This window comes from Bifidobacterium pluvialisilvae, from assembly GCF_019331695.1.
Taxonomy (GTDB): Bacteria; Actinomycetota; Actinomycetes; order Actinomycetales; family Bifidobacteriaceae; genus Galliscardovia; species Galliscardovia pluvialisilvae.
In genome coordinates, this window is the sequence record NZ_JAHBBI010000008.1 from 122,248 (window position 1) to 139,495 (window position 17,248).

The 17,248-nt window shown below is 62.3% G+C and carries 10 protein-coding genes; 5 read left to right on the forward strand and 5 right to left on the reverse strand.

Features of this window, described 5'->3' with window-relative positions; genetic code table 11:
* Window positions 1-3: 3 nt before the first annotated feature.
* Complete coding sequence (locus tag KIH77_RS07695) at window positions 4-3,219, forward strand: DUF3427 domain-containing protein (RefSeq protein WP_219100650.1); 3,216 nt, start codon at window positions 4-6, stop codon at window positions 3,217-3,219.
* A gap of 273 nt (window positions 3,220-3,492) precedes the next feature.
* Window positions 3,493-3,699 carry a hypothetical protein gene (locus KIH77_RS07700; protein WP_219100652.1) on the forward strand — a complete coding sequence of 69 codons (207 nt, stop codon included), beginning with the start codon at window positions 3,493-3,495 and terminating at the stop codon, window positions 3,697-3,699.
* A 381-nt stretch (window positions 3,700-4,080) separates the two neighbouring features.
* On the opposite strand, the gene KIH77_RS07705 is transcribed toward KIH77_RS07700, so the two are convergent.
* Complete coding sequence (locus KIH77_RS07705) at window positions 4,081-6,045, reverse strand: zinc-ribbon domain-containing protein (RefSeq protein WP_219100654.1); 1,965 nt, start codon at window positions 6,043-6,045, stop codon at window positions 4,081-4,083.
* 161 nt (window positions 6,046-6,206) lie between these two features.
* Here KIH77_RS07705 and KIH77_RS07710 point away from each other — a divergent pair, with 161 nt between their 5' ends.
* On the forward strand, window positions 6,207-8,021 hold the full coding sequence (locus KIH77_RS07710; RefSeq protein WP_219100656.1) for a RecQ family ATP-dependent DNA helicase: 1,815 nt from the start codon (window positions 6,207-6,209) through the stop codon (window positions 8,019-8,021).
* Window positions 8,022-8,039: 18 nt separating this feature from the next.
* Here the strand turns inward: KIH77_RS07710 and KIH77_RS07715 are convergent, their stop codons facing one another.
* The gene (locus KIH77_RS07715) at window positions 8,040-9,383 is read right to left on the reverse strand and encodes an alpha/beta fold hydrolase (protein WP_219100658.1); all 1,344 of its coding nucleotides are present in this window, start codon (window positions 9,381-9,383) and stop codon (window positions 8,040-8,042) included.
* Between the two features lie 466 nt (window positions 9,384-9,849).
* Here KIH77_RS07715 and KIH77_RS07720 point away from each other — a divergent pair, with 466 nt between their 5' ends.
* Both KIH77_RS07720 and KIH77_RS07725 read left to right on the forward strand, forming a co-directional pair.
* Window positions 9,850-10,197 carry a DUF4186 domain-containing protein gene (locus KIH77_RS07720; RefSeq protein WP_219100716.1) on the forward strand — a complete coding sequence of 116 codons (348 nt, stop codon included), beginning with the start codon at window positions 9,850-9,852 and terminating at the stop codon, window positions 10,195-10,197.
* Between the two features lie 132 nt (window positions 10,198-10,329).
* Window positions 10,330-11,283 (forward strand): hypothetical protein, encoded by a 954-nt coding sequence (locus tag KIH77_RS07725; RefSeq protein ID WP_219100660.1) that lies wholly within the window; start codon window positions 10,330-10,332, stop codon window positions 11,281-11,283.
* Window positions 11,284-11,617: 334 nt separating this feature from the next.
* On the opposite strand, the gene KIH77_RS07730 is transcribed toward KIH77_RS07725, so the two are convergent.
* From KIH77_RS07730 to KIH77_RS07740, 3 genes are read right to left on the reverse strand one after another with little or no spacing between them, the layout of a single operon-like run.
* Window positions 11,618-12,193 carry a TetR/AcrR family transcriptional regulator gene (locus KIH77_RS07730; protein ID WP_219100662.1) on the reverse strand — a complete coding sequence of 192 codons (576 nt, stop codon included), beginning with the start codon at window positions 12,191-12,193 and terminating at the stop codon, window positions 11,618-11,620.
* 39 nt (window positions 12,194-12,232) lie between these two features.
* A complete protein-coding gene (locus KIH77_RS07735) occupies window positions 12,233-14,422 on the reverse strand; it encodes a YhgE/Pip domain-containing protein (protein WP_219100664.1) in 2,190 nt (729 codons plus the stop codon).
* Complete coding sequence (locus tag KIH77_RS07740) at window positions 14,419-17,148, reverse strand: YhgE/Pip domain-containing protein (protein ID WP_219100666.1); 2,730 nt, start codon at window positions 17,146-17,148, stop codon at window positions 14,419-14,421. The genes KIH77_RS07735 and KIH77_RS07740 overlap by 4 nt, the downstream gene beginning before the upstream one ends.
* Window positions 17,149-17,248: the final 100 nt, after the last annotated feature.

Here is a 17,248-nt window from a genome sequence, read left to right on the forward strand (position 1 = left end):
GATATGAGCGGCGATGCACAATCGGAGCCGTTGAAGGGCACGGCATACGATTCCGATGACGAAATCCAACGGCGATCGGCGATATCGCATGTGGATAACGCATTGACTTCGCTGGTACGGGCCGACGTGTCCTCTGGATTCATTCATGAGAACGTCGACGCTCCGGGAACATATTCCCCCAAGCTGATTGCCAATCGTCCGGGATTGACGATGAAAGATGAGCTTGGCGCCGAGCTCTCCGGTTGCGATGACTTCGATATGTCGGTCGCGTTCGTCAGCGCGGATGCCATAGGCAGTCTTCAGCAGGATTTCGATGATTGGCATGAGGCCCATGGCGGCGAGGGCAACGGTCGGATCATCACTTCCACCAAAGGGTATTTCAATAATCCGCAGGCATTTTGGGATCTGTTCAAAATCCAGCGGAGAACGGGCATTGATGTTCGTATCTGGAACGATCATGCTGGTTCCCAGACAGGCAAGGACCCCAAATTCCATCCCAAAGGATATGTGTTCACCCGTAAAACCAAAGACGGCAATCCATATTTCAACCTGTACGTCGGCAGCTCCAATCTCACGTCGTTGGCGCTCAGCGGTGTGCAGCGTGAGTGGAACCTTAAAGTCTCGTCGTTGCCGGAAGGCGAATTGGTCCGGCAGTTCCGTGAGGAACTCGACGAGCAGGTCGGCGAATCGGAGCCACTGACCGAAGAGTGGATCAGACAATATGAAGAGGACTTTAAAAAGTATGCTCCGCCCCGCCGCGAGATTCTTGAATCCGTGGAAAACCGCGAGATCAAGCCGAATGTCATGCAGTCCGAAGCGCTTGCAAATCTACGGAAACTGCGTGATGAAGGCGAACACCGGGCGATCATCGTCTCCGCCACCGGCACCGGCAAGACCTATCTTTCGGCGTTCGATGTGCGTCAGTATCATCCGAAACGAATGCTGTACGTAGCCCAGCAGCATCAGATTCTCAAGGCGGCTATGAAATCGTATCAACGGGTTCTTGGCTGTTCGAAAGATGAGCTTGGCCTTTTCACTGGCAACAGCAAGGAAAGCGATCGCAAGTACGTGTTCGCCACCGTCCAGACGTTGAGTCGCCCGGAAGTTCTTAAACAATTCGATTCCGACGAATTCGACTACATCCTCGTCGACGAGGTGCATCACGCCGGTGCCGCCAGCTATCAACGTGTCATGGACCACTTCCGTGACGCCGACTTCATGCTCGGCATGACCGCCACGCCGGAACGCACCGACGGCATCAACATCTTCGAGTTGTTCGGATACAACATCGCTTATGAAATCCGCTTGCAAAAGGCGCTTGACGAAGACATGCTGTGTCCGTTTGAATATCATGGCGTCGCCGAATATCTCGGAGACGATGGGGAATCCATCGACGTAGCGCATGGCGCAACCACCGATGAAGCCGGCCAACTCACCTACGAAATCAGCCAGCTGGCCTCCGAAGAACGCGTCCAGTACATCATCGACAAGATCCAGCAGTATGGGCAATACCACCAGCAAATCACTGGACTGGTGTTCTGCAGCCGGCAGGAGGAGGCCGAAGCGCTTTCCGACCTGTTCAACCAACAGTACAACCAGCAGATGGAACGCAACTATCGTACGGCGGCCGTCACCAGCAGCCGGTACCCGAAACAGGAGGATCGCGAGCCGCTCATCAGGAAGCTTGAAGAAGGCGAGCTGGACTATCTGTTCACCGTCGACCTATTCAATGAGGGCGTCGACATTCCCGCACTCAATCAGATCGTGATGCTGCGTAACACACAGTCCAGCATCGTATTCACGCAGCAGCTCGGTCGAGGTCTACGCAAATTCCCGCACAAGGACCGTGTCGTCGTCATCGATTTCATCGGCAACTATGCGAACAACTATCTCATTCCGGTCGCACTGTACGGCAATACCGGCGACCGTGACATCGCCCGCAAAAACCTGCAGCGCACGTCTATCGGATTGTCATCCATCAGCTTCGACCGGATCTCACGCGAACGCATTCTCAAATCACTGGACACCGCCGACTGGTCCGACATGAAGAAACTGACCGAACAGTATCGGCAGATTCGTTACGAGCACGGGCGCATCCCCATGCTCACGGACGTCTACGATTACGACTCATCGTTGCCGTTCACTTTGGCTGCAAAGAAGAAAAACTACCTTGAATTCGTCCGTTCCCGGGAGCAGAGTCTCAGCCGCGGCAAGAATTCCGGAGGAGATTTCCTTGACCAACTCGAACCGGTCACCAAGACCGAGAGCGGCATACTGGACATGGCGACGTCGGCGCTGTTGCCTGGCCTGCGTCCGCACGAACTGGTGATGCTTGATGAACTATGCCGATTCCATGAGGAACGTCTGGCGGCTCGCGGGAATGACAACGCGGCCGACGCGGCGGCATGGCAGCCCGCTCCCGCCATCCGGGACTCTGACCTCGCCGAAGCCATCCGGCACCGCTTCCCTGAAGCCTACGTGACTCCGGAACAAATCGACTCCGCCCTGCACGTGCTCGACTACTCGTACTTCGACGCCAGCCGCAAACGGTTCGGCGGCACCCCGCTGGTCGAACGTGACGATGATGGCATGTGCCGTCTCACCGACGCATTCGTCGGAATGCTGTCCGAAAACCGTACGTTCCGTATCTTCTTTGCGGACACTCTGCGCGTGGGACTGCGTAACTGTCGGGATCTCTATGCCAAAGCGCGTGAAAACCGACGTCCGTTCGATCGCGGATTCATGTACGAGCAGAAGTACACGCTCGCCGATGTGATGCGACTGTGCGGCTGGCACAAGGAACTCAACGGGCAGAACGTCGGCGGGTATTTCCGTCATAAGGAAACCAACACCATGCCCATCTTCGTGAAATATGCCTCCAGCCAGTACGAGGACCGGTTCCTCAACCAGCAGGAGATGAAGTGGTTCAGCAAGAACGGACGTACACCCAATTCCCCTGAATTCCAATGGATGCGGGAAGGCGTCGGAAAAGAGGACGGCGAGCATTTCGTTCCGTTGTTCGTTATGCGCCGTGAGGAGGCTGCCGACAAGAAGTACTACTACGTCGGTCACGTGACCTCGCTGGAGCGTGCGGAACTCACCACCAAGCCGGATGCGAACGGCGAAAAATCCGTGAATGTCACGCTTTCCACGCTGAGGCTGGAACGGCCGCTCGATATGGAGCTCTACCGGCACATCACCGGCCAGAGTGCAGAGTGAGCATGGCGTTTCTGCGAGTTGTGAGTCTTTGATTGGCGATATCGGGGTTTTCTCTGATTACGGACATTGAAATTTCAACGATCTCGAATAGGGGAAGGGCCGTTGTTCTCAAGTAAAGCCTCACAACTCGATGTTTAGGCCTTAATTCCCTGCCAGGTTGTGGATCCTTGGCGGATCGTGGTTGCACAAGGCCGCCATGGGCCCCTGCTCCGATCATCATGAGGGTTATCTCTCGATAATTACGGTTTGCCCTTTTGAATGAAAGGATATGGGATGCAGATTAATGTCAATGCGCGAATCCTGTTCGTGATGGATGACGGCACGATCCTCCACTGGCCGTGTGATGCGGTGGAGGTGGATGCGTTATTCAATGCTGGACTTCAAATCGGAACAGCGTCGGAACTTATCACTTACCTTCACGAGCATGCAGTCAAGGCAATGTCCGTGATGACCCTCGAAAAGAAGACGACCATTATGTGACCAATTCCGTCGTCCCTGACCCATGGTGCCAGGATACTACGGTGCACGGTGCGGATATTGCGTTGCGGCAGTCAACGTATCCTTTTCCACTTTCATCTTTCGCTCGCCATATCGAATTACTTGCGTAGCCGCCGTTACCCACCAAATTCACCGCAACGGGCGTTGTCTGCAAAGTTCACCGCAAACAAGCGCTTGCGCAGGTGGTTTTGCGGTGAATTTGGCGAACAACGAGAGTTTGCGGTGGGTTTGGCGAACGACGAAAAATTGCGGTGGGTTTGGCGAATGAACGAGCGTAGTTACGTCATACTCGCCGATTCCACCACTCGCCAAACCCACCGATCACCAAACGCGCCCACCGGTCAGCCGCCGAATCGCGGCGGATCAGTCGGCGACGTAGGCCTTGTCGCCGCTCTGCAGCTGCGTCTTGGACGTGACCTGTGACTTCTGGGAGGCCTGGTTCTTGAAGGCCGTGGAGAACAGTTTGTCGATCACGGGCGCGCTCGTGCCGGCCGGGTACAGCGTCATCGTCTTGCCGTTCGACAGCTTCCACGACGCGCCCTTGCCGCTGCCCTTGTACGAGTTCGCCACGTATTTGGCCGTGGTCTGCGCGCCGAAGTTCGGCTTGTACGTCACACTGCAGTCGGATGCCACGGTGATGAGCTCGTCGAACTGGAAGCCGCCGTAGTTGCCGGCGATCGAGGAGCAGCGCGCCTTGTCCGCCTTCTTTTTCTCCTCCTCGGCCTTCTTCTTGGCGTCGGCCGCCTGCTTGGCCTTCACCGAGGCGTTCACCTTGTCCATCGCCGTGTTGAGGGCCTTGAGCTGCGTGTTCATCTCGTCGACGGTGTCGCTGCTGGACGTGTCGGCGTCATCGGCCGCGTCCAACGCCTGCTTGGCGGAGGTGAGCGCCTGCTTGAGCGAGGTCAGCGTGTTGACGTCAGCCACCTTGCCGGTGGCGTTGGAGACCAGTTGCTCGGCCTTGGTGTACGCCTTCTTCAGCGAGGATTCGGCCTCGTTGAAGGCCTTCTTGTTCTTGCTGGCCGTCACGGCCTTGGCCGCCGTGTCGAGTTTGCCGTCAAGGGCCTTCAGCGCCTTCGTCTTCAGTCCGATGGCGTCGGCCTGGGCGTTGAGATCCTTGGTGGACATGCCGTCGGTGCACGTCTGCTCGTTCACCGACACGTCCTTCGACCCCTGGCTGATGAGGTCCTTGAGGTCGGTGAGCGTGTTGGCGTCGGTGAGTTTCGACTCGTCGGTGCCGGCCGTCGACTTGACCTTCTTCAGCGTGGCGTTCATCGACGTCTTGGCCGCGTCGAAATCGTTCTGTGCGGCCACGCACGCTTCCATGGCGGCCGTATGCTGATGCTTCGCCCACAGCGCCCAGCCGCCGCCGATGACGGCCAACGCCACGACGACGACCGCGATGATGATGGCCATGCGCACGCGTTTCGCGTTCGGATCGGCCGGACCGCCGCCTGTGACGCCGGCGCCGGGCGTGCCGTTGCCGTTGCCGCCTGCCGCGCCGCCGCCAGCGGCGTTCGAGACGTTGGAATCCGTACCATCCTCACCCGTGCCGGTATCCACGTTGGACACCGCCGCCAGACGCGCCAACGGGGAAAGATCATCCGGGGCCGCCGCACCGCCGCCCTGCATGGGCGGCAATACCTGGGTGGAGGCACCGCCGGCGAGCGGCGCGATGACCTCGGTCTTCTGCTCGTTGACGGCGTCCCTGTCATCCGCATTCACGGGTGCCGGGGCATGTTCGGGTGCCGCCGTCGCCGCGTCCGGCATGGGCGCCGGCATCGCCATCGTCTGCTGCGCGTCGACGTTCGATGCATTGGCGTTCGATGCGTCGGCGTTCGTCGTGCCCGCTGCCGTACCTGCCATCGTGCCCGTCGTCGCGCCCGCGCGGATATCGGACACGTCGATGGGCAGCGTCGGCAACGCCTGCGGGGCCATCAGCCGCGTGGCCTCCTCATCGGCATGGTCGTCGTCATGCTGCCGCCTCGTCGGCAACGGCACGGTGCCGTGCATCGACCCCGGCAATGGCACCGGAATCGATGCCGCCGCATGGGCGCCCGCCTTCGCGCCGGGGACATCCGCCCCTGCGCCGTGGACGACCGCCGAAGGCGCATCCTGCACCGGCGGAATCGACCCCGTCTGCGAGACGACGGTGATTTCGGCGGGACTGTCGGGAATATCCTGCGCCGCCGCGTCCGCCGCGGCATCCTCGGCCCCGCCGTCGCCGCTCGGGAACCGATATCCGCAGTTCGCGCAGAACCTCATGCCCATGCTGCGCAGCGTGCCGCACTTCGGGCAGAATTTATCTGGCTTCGCCAATTTATCCGGCATGATTCGTTCGGTTCCTTCTCTCCATGTCCCGTTCCAGGGCCGTATTGCAATTCAGCATAGTGTAGCCATGTTGTCTGTGTTCGTCCATCGCATGAAAATCCGGCGTTTGTTCAAAAACGACCGATGATTTAGACTACAGGCGAAATACGGAAAGGCGGACGATGAGCGAGGCACGATCACCCCTGTCGGCATCCCAGCCGGCGGCATCCACGGAGACGCACGCGACGGCCACGGCATCGGCATCGCCGACGTCCACGGACCAGAGCACCCGACCGGCGAAGCGGCAGGACGTGGACTACATCCCCTTCGCCCGCAAGGCGCTGAAACGGTTCTTCGGATACGACGATTTCCGCGCCGGCCAGGCCGACGTCGTCAACGCCATCATGAACCGTCACGACGTATTGGCCATACTGCCCACCGGCGCCGGAAAATCCGTCTGCTACCAATTGCCGGCCATGGGACTGCGGTTCACGCTCGTCATCACCCCGCTGCGCGCGCTCATGCGCGACCAGGTGCAGACGCTCGTCGAACGCCGCAACATCCCCGCCGCGCTCATCGACGCCGGCACCGGCGCCGCCGAACGCCGCGCCATCTACGACAAGGCGCTCGCCGGCGGACTGCGGTTGCTGTACGTGGCGCCGGAACGATTGGGGACCCGCGACTTCGCCGCATTCGCCGCACGCATGCCCATCGATCTCATCGCCGTGGACGAGGCGCATTGCGTACTGCAGTGGGGACAGGACTTCCGCCCCGCATATCTGAACATCAGCGCATTCGTGCGTTCGCTGCGAATCCGGCCGGTGATCGCCGCGTTCACCGCCACCGCCACGCCGACGACGCGCGACGAGATCAGCGGCAACCTCGGCCAGTACGACCCCGTCCGCGTGGGAACGACCTTCGACCGGCCGAACATCCGGTTCGACACGAGAACCGTGGGCCGATGGGACCGCGAGGACGAGATCGTCGCATGGGCGCTCACGCATAAGGGCCAGTGCGGCATCGTGTACTGCAACAGCCGCAAACGCACCGAGGAGCTGGAGCAGGCGCTGCTCGACGCCGGCGTGGCCGCCGCCCACTTCCACGCGCGCATGGCCGAAGCGGACAAGGGACCGGTGCAGGACCGCTTCCTTTCCGGCGACATCCAGGTGATGTGCGCCACGACCGCGTTCGGCATGGGCGTCGACAAGCCCGACGTGCGCTGGGTCATCAACGACGGCGCGCCCGACAGCATCGAGGAATACTATCAGGAGGCCGGCCGCGCAGGGCGCGACGGCAAGGAATCAGTGAGCCTGCTGCTGTGGGATGACGACGACTTCGCATGGATGGAACAACGGATCGGCGAATCGTACGACAACGACGCCATGGACGACAAGGCGCAGAGCGCGGCCCGCGCCGCCGCATTCGAACGGCTCCACGCCATGGAACGCTACTGCCGGACTAGTGGCTGCCTCCGTGCCGAACTCCTGCGATACTTCGGCGAGGAGCCGGACGCCGGCAAATGCGGCAAATGCTCGAACTGCTGCGGCGATGGCGGGCACGCGCGCACACTGGCCTCGCGGACATCGAATTTCGGCTCGAAGCCGCGGCACGGCTCCGGTTCCGGCTCGCGCTCGCGGTATGGTTCGGACTCGTCGCACGGCACGTATGGTTCCGGCTCGTCTCGCAAACGGTTCCGTCGCGCCTCGGACTACGACGACATCGACGACGGCTACGGCGAGGTCAGCAGCTCCGACGGGTGGGGTTCGTCGGACGACGCGCAGGATTCGCGCGGCAGGTATGGCGGCGGAGGCCGTGGGCATGGCCGTGGCCGCGGCCGTCGGGGCGGCTGGAAACGCTATGGTTCGGGCCGTGGCAGCGGCTTCGGCCATGATGACGACGATTTCGGCGACTCCGCGGCTTCCGGCCGCAGCGGCAAGGACCTGCGCACGTCACCCGATTCGGTGTATGCCGCCATATTCGGCGTCGACAAGGAGTGAGCCCACGGACGCTCGCCGCTACCGCAGCGCGCCGCCGCGTTCGGTGATGAGCCGGTTGAGATGCGTGAACACGCCGGGCGACTGGATGCCGTTGTGCTGGTATTCGTTCGTCACCCACGCCTTCGCGTTGCCGATCTTGCCGAGCGTGCGCAATTGGATGCCGGAGTCGACGTACAGGTCGTCGAAGTACACGAGCGACTGCAACGGCACCTCGTTTCGCGCCAGCACGTCCTCGTCGTAGATCCGCGGCCAGTGCCGGCGCTGCATCAGCAGCTCCACGGCGGGTTTGAACGGCCTGAGCGCACTGATCTCGTCGAACATCCAACGGAACGTCATTTCGCCGAAGAACATGAGCGGACGATGGTCGGTGGCGAATTCGGGATGGTTGCCCAGCTCGCGTTCGGCCGACCAGTTCATCGGGCCGCTGTCGTCGTTGCCGTAGATGAACTCCTGCAACGTCCAATACAGCGGACTGTCCGCGTTCGACGACCGTGCCAGCGACTGGTAGAGGAACGTGTCGGAAAGCCGGCCGTCGGGCGTGAACGCCTCGTCGAACAGCCAATGGATCTGGTCGAAGCCCGTGCCCATGCCGAATACGGCGCCGATGGATTGCAGACGGGACACGCTGAACGGGTCGCCGTTGGGCAGGCGCACGTCATTGCCGGCGAGATAGTCGGCCACGTCGGCCACGATCTTCTCGTCCTGGGGGTAGCGCTCGTAGAACAGCCGGGTCTTGGCGGCGGCACGCGGATACGTGTGCCGGTAGACCTCGTCGGCGCAGGGCGGCACGCCGGGGATGCCTCCCATGGTCATGCATGCGCCGAGGCTGTGCGGATACAGCGACAGGTAGGTGAGGGTGAGGAATCCGCCGTAGCTTTGTCCGATGGTCGTCCACCGGCGGCCGCCGAACCGTGTGACGCGCAGGTATTCGAAATCCCTGACGATGGAATCCGCGAGAAAATGGCTGAGATAGTCGGCGGCCGCCTGCGCGTCGCCGAATCGCGCGATGCGCGTGCCGTCGACGGGCGTGGACCGGCCCGTGCCACGCTGGTCGGGCATGATGACGCGATACGTTTTGGTGGCTTCGGTGAGCCACGTGTCGCCGGGCATCGGCCGCTGCCCCTTGCCGCCGGGGCCGCCCTGCAGGTGCAGCAGGAGCGGCAGGTCCTCGTCGCGCTTGTCCACGGCGGTGATGATGCGGTAGAACACCGAGATCGTGCCCTTGGATTCGTCATCCCAGTCGAGGGGCACGTCGATGGTGTGGTCCTCCACATAGAAGCCGGGTACGAAATAGCCATGCGACGGTTGTGGTTGCGGATGCGGCTGTGTTGCGGGTGTGGTTGCTGCTGTTGCGGATGCCATGTGTTGTTCGTGCCCCCATGTGTTGTTCGTGCAGCCGGCGTGCGGCTCCGGTCTGCATGATTGGTTTGGTTTGGTTTGGTTTGGTTTGGGGCCATTGTCCGCGCGGCAATCGCGCGTTGTTTTGCCGCCATGTAACGCGAATATGCCGAAACGGCGAGTTGTGGGTGTCCGCCTGGGCGGAAACCACCGTTGATGGATTCCACATCCGCGGATTTTCAACACTTCTTGGGCGTAAACTCCGAAGCGAACACCCACAACTCGGCATATTGCGATGAAAAGGGGATTGATGCGGATGCATGACGGCGAAACGGCGGGGGAGCGGTACAGTCAGCCGATGCTGGATCTGGGGGATTCCGCGGCCGGAACGCCTCATGGCGGACGTGCCGTAAGCAAGCCCGAAGCCGAGACGCCGGAACCGGTTCCGGGCGGCATCGCGCACGCCGATTATTCCGACTATGCGGCAGCGATGCTGCACCGGCTTGGCACGTCGGCGTTCCGTGCAAAGTTCGTGCTGAGCGCCAAGGACCGTGATTATGCGCGGACAAAGGGGCGGGAGACAATCGACCGTCACGCGCATGAGATGCTCGCCAAAAGGGTCGGGCCGGCCGAACCGTACAAGGACGGCAGGCAGACGCCGTGGCGCGGCCATCCCGTGTTCACCGCCCAGCATGCCACCGCCACCTGCTGCCGCGGCTGCATCGAAAAATGGCATCATATTCCCAAGGGGCGCGCCCTGACCGCCGAGGAGGTGGACAGGCTCGCCGCCGTGGTCATGGCATGGATAGACCGTGACCTCGAACGGCATCCGCAGTGACGGGCGAGATGGGTGGCAAGCGGTGCGTCGGATGGTGCGGCGGCGCGGGCGGTGTGTGAGATATGTCGCAACGGCTTCGGCGCATGGCGAGAATACGCGTCGCGATAAGCCCCGGTGTCTAGGATGGTGGGCATGACGAATCCCGATGGCCAGCAAGCCCCGTACCAGTCCGCGCCGGCGGGTCCGATGCCGATGCCTCCCGCAACCGCATCATCGGCGTATGGGCAGATGTCACAGAACCCCGGCCCCGGCCTGCCGTATCGGGATTTCGGTCCCATGCCGTCGCCATATGCCCAGCAGGGCGCTCAGATGCCGCCATACCAGTACGGCGGCTACGTCATGCAGCCCCCGGTCCCAACGGATCCGATGCAGCAGTCCGGATATTACTCGTCGGACGGCCGGCTGATCATCCCCGCTGCGGCACCGATTGGTGGCGCCCGGACCATGAATCTTTCCCCGCAGTCGGGCATGCCGTCGCCGTCCGCGAATCCGGGCGCCCCATATGGTCAGTATCCACAGTATCCGTACGGTCAGCCGCCGCGCCGCAGCAAAACCGGCGTCATCATCGGCTGCGTCGTCGGGGTGGTGCTCGTGCTGGTCGGCATCATCGGCCTGCTTGCCATCGCCGGCTCCACCAGCTCCGATTCCGGCACCACCACCGCCAGCGGGCAGCAGCAGCCGGTGCCGTCGAACGATCCCGCGAAGATGCGCAGCGACATCACGCGCATCACTGGGGCGCAATGCACCTGGCACGATGATTCCGCCGGCCTGAACGCCTCCATGGTCGGCACCGAGGGCGCCTACACGTGCGGCAGGGACATGGCGCTGGTCATGTTCTCCACCTCGGCCGATGCCGACACGACCATGCAGTACGTGAGCCAGGTGCTGGGCAGTGGCAACGACCTGTTCGGTCTCGCCGAGGACGCGCCGCAGGGCGGGGAACGGTACACTGTGCTGCGCGGCGGCACGTGGATGGTCATCGGCGGCGATACCGAGATGAGCGCCCTGCATCACGCGTGGGGCGGCAGCCTCCAGCAGTTCGGCAGCGGTTCCTCCACCAACTCCCACGGCTCCACCACCACCTGAGCCGCTCCCGCTGGCGGGAGCTGTCAGCATAGTCGACTGAGGGTGATTGGTGTGCTGCTGGGTAGGTTTCGGGCCACCCCTAGTCTCGGCGTACTGTCATCCTGAGCGAGCGTAGCGAGTCGAAGGATCTTGGGGCAGTGATGGAAGATCCTTCGACTCCGACCTGCGGCCTCCGCTCAGGATGACAAAAGGGGTCTGTAGGCGATGCGAGCGCGATTCATCGAGCGCGAGATTGAAACGTCCATGCCCTGGCTCCCTCTGACGAGGGAGCTGTCATGCGACAGCATGACTGAGGGAGAGACTGACACCTCCATACACGCCCATACTCGTCCCCTCACTCGTCCTCTACCGCAATCGACGGCCAGAGCAGGTCGGTCATGCGCTCGGCCCATCCGTCATCCACCGATCCGCGCAACGCCTCGCAGGCGATCATCGACCCCAGGATCGTGCCGAACAGGAACTTCGTGTTCAGGTCGGGCTTGAACCGGCCGAGCCGGCTGCCCCGGTCGAAGAACGAGGCGAACGTCTCCTCCTCCGGGCGAATCGCCTGACTGACGATCCGCTGGAAGAACCCGTCCTTCGACGTGAGGATGATGCCGATGGCCTTCACGCCGATGCCGGACACGTACCGGTCCACCATGCGCCGCAGCAGCAGCGTCAGGTTCTCCTTCGTCGGCTCCAGGTCGGCCAGCTCCGGCGACGACGAGATCTCCAATGCGGTGATTTTCTCCAACAGGTCCTCCACGTTGGAATACCGCCGGTATATCGTCGTCTTCGCCACGCCCGACCGGCGTGCGATCTCCTCGATGGAGATCGCGCCGATGCCTTTCGACAGGGCGATCTCCAACGTCGACTGCATGATCTTGCGGTCGGTCGCCTTGCGCGTCCGCTCCCCGCGCTGCGTATTCATAATCTCCCTCGATTCCTCCGATTACGGCAGCTTTGTTGTTTACAGCAGTTTCGTGCTTTCGATGGTGCGCACATACCACGTGTTGAACTTCACCAGCGGCTTGCGCAGCACCAGCCCCAGCAGCAGCGTCGGCAGGATGAACAGCAGCAGGGCGCCGATCTCACGCCAGTAGTCGTTGTCGTAGATGCCGAACATGGCCGCGCGCATGGCGCTGATGGAATGCGTGATGGGCAGGAACGGACTGATGTCGGTGAAGAACTGTGGCATCACCGCCAGCGGATACGCGCCTCCGGACCCGGATATCTGCACCACGAGGAACAGCACGCCGATGGCCTTGCCCACGTTGCCGAACGATACGACCAACGTATAGATCATGAAGATGAACACCAGTCCCGACAGCCATCCGGACAGCATGTACAGCCACGGATGGTTCGCCTGCACGCGCAGGAACAACAGGTTGCCGAGCAGCACGCACGAGCTTTGCAGCAGCGACAGCACGGCGAAGATGCCGAACCGTCCCAGATACAGCTGATGCGGCCGCACCCCCGGCCCCAGCTTCGCGCGAATGCGGCGGGAGACGGACGTTTTCAATGTCACCGCCATCAGCAGCGAGCCCACCCACAACGGCAGGAACGTGTAGAACGGGCTGAGCGAAGAACCGAAGTTCTCCGACGGGAACACGGCCTTGCGTGTCACCCCGACCGGCGCGGCCAGAGACTTCGCCAACGATTCGGCGTCGCCGTCCAGCACCTTCTTCAGCGCCGTGCTGTCGCCGTTCTTCAACGCGGTTGTGATGTTCTTCGACAGCGCCTTCAACGTGTTCGCCGCATCCGCCAGTTCGGAGCCGGTCGTGTTCAGCGTCTTGCGCACGTCGCTCAGCTTCGTGCCCGCCGAAGCCGAGGAGTCCGCCAGGTCGTTCACCGCGGCGTCCAGATCGGCGGCGCCGGACTTCATCAGCGTGGCCGATTCGGCCACGTCCGTAGCCAGATCGTTGATCTGCGGTTTGAGTTTGGTGTCGAAATCGGTTTTCAGACCGCCGATGCTGCTGTTCGCCTGCTTCGCCAACTTGGCTATGTCGTCGCGGTCCTTCTGCGCGGTGGCGTTGCCGGATTCGATGGTGTTCGCCGCCGAGTTCAGCTTGTTCTTCAACGCGGTCTGCACGGTCACGATGGCGTCGATCTTCGCCGTGATGCGGTCCACCGCCTGCTTGGCCACATCGGTGGTCAGGTTGCCGCGCAGCGCCTCGAGCTCCTTGCCGATGCGCTGGTATTCGCCGATCTGGTCGCCGATGGTCGTGGCCTGGTCGCGCAACGCCTTGGCGCTGTCCTTGGTCTGCGTGCCGATGTTGGCGTATACGTCGTCGATGCTGGACGACACCGCGTCGTAGCTGCTGGCACTGGACTGCAATGCCGTGGACAATGCGCCCGTGGACGCCTTGAGCGCGTCGCCGATGGTGGCGCCCGCCTGCTTGGTCTCGTCCAGCGTCGTGCCGGCCGACTTGGCCGAGCCCGACGCCTGCCGCAGCAGTTTCGACGAGTTGCCGATCAGCGACTGCGCCGAATCGGTGAGCGATGCGTACGTGCCCACGGTGTTCGACGCGTCGGCCAGCTGGTCGGCCATGTCGCCGATGTGCCCGGCGAGGTTCGCGATGCTGCTTTTCGCATCCGCGTCGTCAAGATAGTCCGAGAACGAGGAGACGATGTTCAACGCCACGTTCGACAGGGTGGTGGCGAACATGAGGTTGATGCGCGCGGCCACCTGGTCCGCGCCCTGACCGGTGAGCTGCGGGGCCAGCGCGTTCTTCTTCTGGTTCGTGTAGTACGTGAGCTTCGCATGGTCCACGTCGGACGAGAAGAACGTCATCATGTCCTTGCTGAAGCTTTTCGGAATCACCACGGCCGCATAGTATTTGCCGGATTTCGTGCCGTCGATGGCGTCGGCCTCCGTGGTGAACGTCCAGTCGAGCTGGTCGTTGGCGCGCAGTTCGGAGATCACCTGGTCGCCGACGTTCACCTTCAGCGGCACGAGGTCGCTTTTGTATCCGGCGTCGGTGTTGGCCACCGCGAACTTCACGTTCTTCGTGTTGCTGAACGGATCCCATGCGGCGGTCACGTTGAACCAGGTGAACAGGGACGGCAGCGCCACGAGTCCGATGACGATGATCACGGAGACGACGTTGCTGGTCATGCGCCTGACGTCGCCGGTGAACAGCTTCCATATCGTGCTCATGCGTCATTCCTCCCTTCGGTCTTTTCCGTCACGGTGCCGGTACGGCCGTCGTCGTCTCTCGCTTCGTCGTCTCTTGACTCGCCGCCCGCGGTCGAGGCCGCGTGCCGCGGCCTGCGCTGCGGTTTCGGCGGCGTCCACGAGATGTTCTTCAGCCGGTCGCGCACCGAGAACATGGACCGGATGTCGTCGTCGTTCATCGAACCGAGCAGCAGCTGACGTTCGATGTTGTCGCGAATGTATTCGATGGCGATGAGGAATCCGATCATGAGGAGAATCCAGATGGCCCACGAGGCGAGGATGATGGCCTTGCCGTTCGGACTCACGAAGTTCGGGCTCACCGAGAACAGCACGATCAGCACGCACGGCACGATGACGCCGGCGACGATGGCCCCCACCTTCAGCCGTGGATACAGCCGGGCGAACTTCATGGCGCGATGATGGATCGCCGCACGATACTCCGCCCGGTTCGCCATCGCGCGGATGGCCTGCGAGAACCGGTACCGGTGGAACGGCGCCTGTACCTCCTCGCCGATGATCATGTCGCTCTGCGCTATCTCCCTGGCGAACAGACGGTTGAGGTTCGTCAGATACGGCCGCAGCAGCAGTCCGAGGATGAAGCTCAACGCGGCGAACACGAGCAGATGGCCCACGGCCACCGCATAATGGTTGCCGTAGAAGCCGCCAATGGTCTCGCGCAGCGCGTCGATGCTGTACGTGAACGGGAAGAACGGGTAGAGCCTGCGGAAGAACGCCGGCATCATCTCGATTGGGTAGAGGCCCGAAGCGCCCGGTATCTGCACGATGATGAGCACCACGCACAACGCCTTGCCCACGTGCTGGAACGTCACCGACAGCGCGTAGAGAATACTCAGATACGTGAGCGACGAGAGCACGCCCGTGGCGATGAACGCCGGCACGTTCGCGGCCTGCACGCCGATGACCAGATCGCCCACGCAGCATACGATGCCCTGCAAGACCGCCAGAATGGAGAGCAGCAGCCACCGGCCCATGTACGCCTGCCCCACCGTCAGCCCGGGGATGCCCTCGTCGTCCGCCTCCAGCTTGACGATGACCATGAGCACGAACGCGCCCACCCACAGCGACAGGTCGGTGAACAGCGGCGCCATGCCCGAACCATACGAGTTCACCGGATACAGGGCGTGCGTGCGCAACGTGGTCGGCGCGAACATGAAGTTCGCGATCTTCTGCGCATCCAGCTTGCCGTTCTTGGTGAGCTTCTGCCATGCGGCTGACGTGGACAGCGCCGCCACATCGGTTTTGGCGGTGGACAGGTCGTCGCCGATGTTCTTCAGCGTGCCGTCGGTCTGCCGCAGCGCCTTGGACGTCGTGGCCAGCGTGGAGTCCAGCTGGTCGAGGATCGCCTTGGTCTGGTCGATGAGCCCCTGCTGGCTGGTGATGGCTCCGCTCAGCCCGTTCGCCGTCGAGCTCAGTTGGGCGAGTCCGCCATTGACCTGTGGGATCGTGGCGGAGCCCAGCGTGGACCGATAGCCGTCCACCGTGTTCAGCGTGCCCTGCGCCGCCGCGGTGATGGTATCGGCCGCGTTGGCGACCGACGTGGCGGTTTTGCCAGTGTCGTCGTTGAGCGTACCGAGATTGTCGAGCGTCTGCTTGACGGCCTGATTGGTATGCTTCAAGCCGCTTTTGCCGTCGCCGTCATGGCCGTTGAGCAGCTGGTCCAGCTGCGTGTAGGCGAGCGAGTCCTTTGGCAGCGCCTGCTGGATGTCCTCCAGCTCGGTGATGATCTCGGCGTTCTGCGTGTTGATGTCCTTGCCGGTCGCCAACGCCGCCCCCACGCTGCCCTGCGCCGTGGTGATGGTCGCCGCCGCCTTGCCTACGGAGAGGTTGGCCTTCGCCGCGGACTGCGACATCAGCCGCGAGCCGTTGTCCAGCGTCGCGCCCATCGATGACGAGAATTTCGTCAGCGAATCGCTGGTGCTGGTCAGCAGTTTCGATGTGCCCTGCAGTCCGTGGCTGATGATTTCGGCCTGCCTGGTGGCCTTGTCCAGCGTGGTTTTCGCGTTCTGCGCCTTCCGCCGGGCCGTGGTCACCGTGTCGTCGAGGTCGTCGATGGCGTCGCGCGCGTCCTCGATGTTGCCCTCCGAACGTCCCAGCGCCTTGACCGTGTTGGACTGGGCGGCGCTCACCTTGCCTTCGGCCTCGGCGAGCTTGGTGTTCACCGTGGACGACACGACCTCGCTCACCGTGGAGACGAACGTGCCGTTGATCTGCGTCGACAATGTGGACGAGCCGACGTCCGTGATCTTCGGTGCGATGGCGTTCGCCTTCTCGTTGACGTAATACTCCAGCTTCGGCTGCTGGAAATCGCCGGAGATGATGGTCGCCAGCTTGGCGCTGAAATCCTTCGGAATCACGAACGCCGCGGAACTCTTCCCCGTCTTCACCTCGTCCATGGCCTGGTCGCGACTGACGAAATGCCAGCCCAGCTGGTCGTTCGCCTTCATGGCCGTGACGATCTGGTCGCCGAGGTCGAGCTTGCCGAGCGTATCGTTTGTCGTGCCCTTGTCCTCGTTGACTACGGCCACCTGGATCGACTTCGTATTGCCATACGGATTCCAGAACCCGTAGATGTTGAACCACGCGTACAGCGACGGAATCACGACGAGGCCGGCGCAGATCACCCACGCGGCCGGCACCCGGAGCAGACGCAGAACATCACGCCTGACCAGTCGGAATACATTCCCCACGTCGCCACTCCCTTATCCATCTCGTTTATCTCATCCCGCCATACGACATCCGTAAAGCTACGCTAATCGTAGCACTACGCAGTACGTAGCACTACGTTGT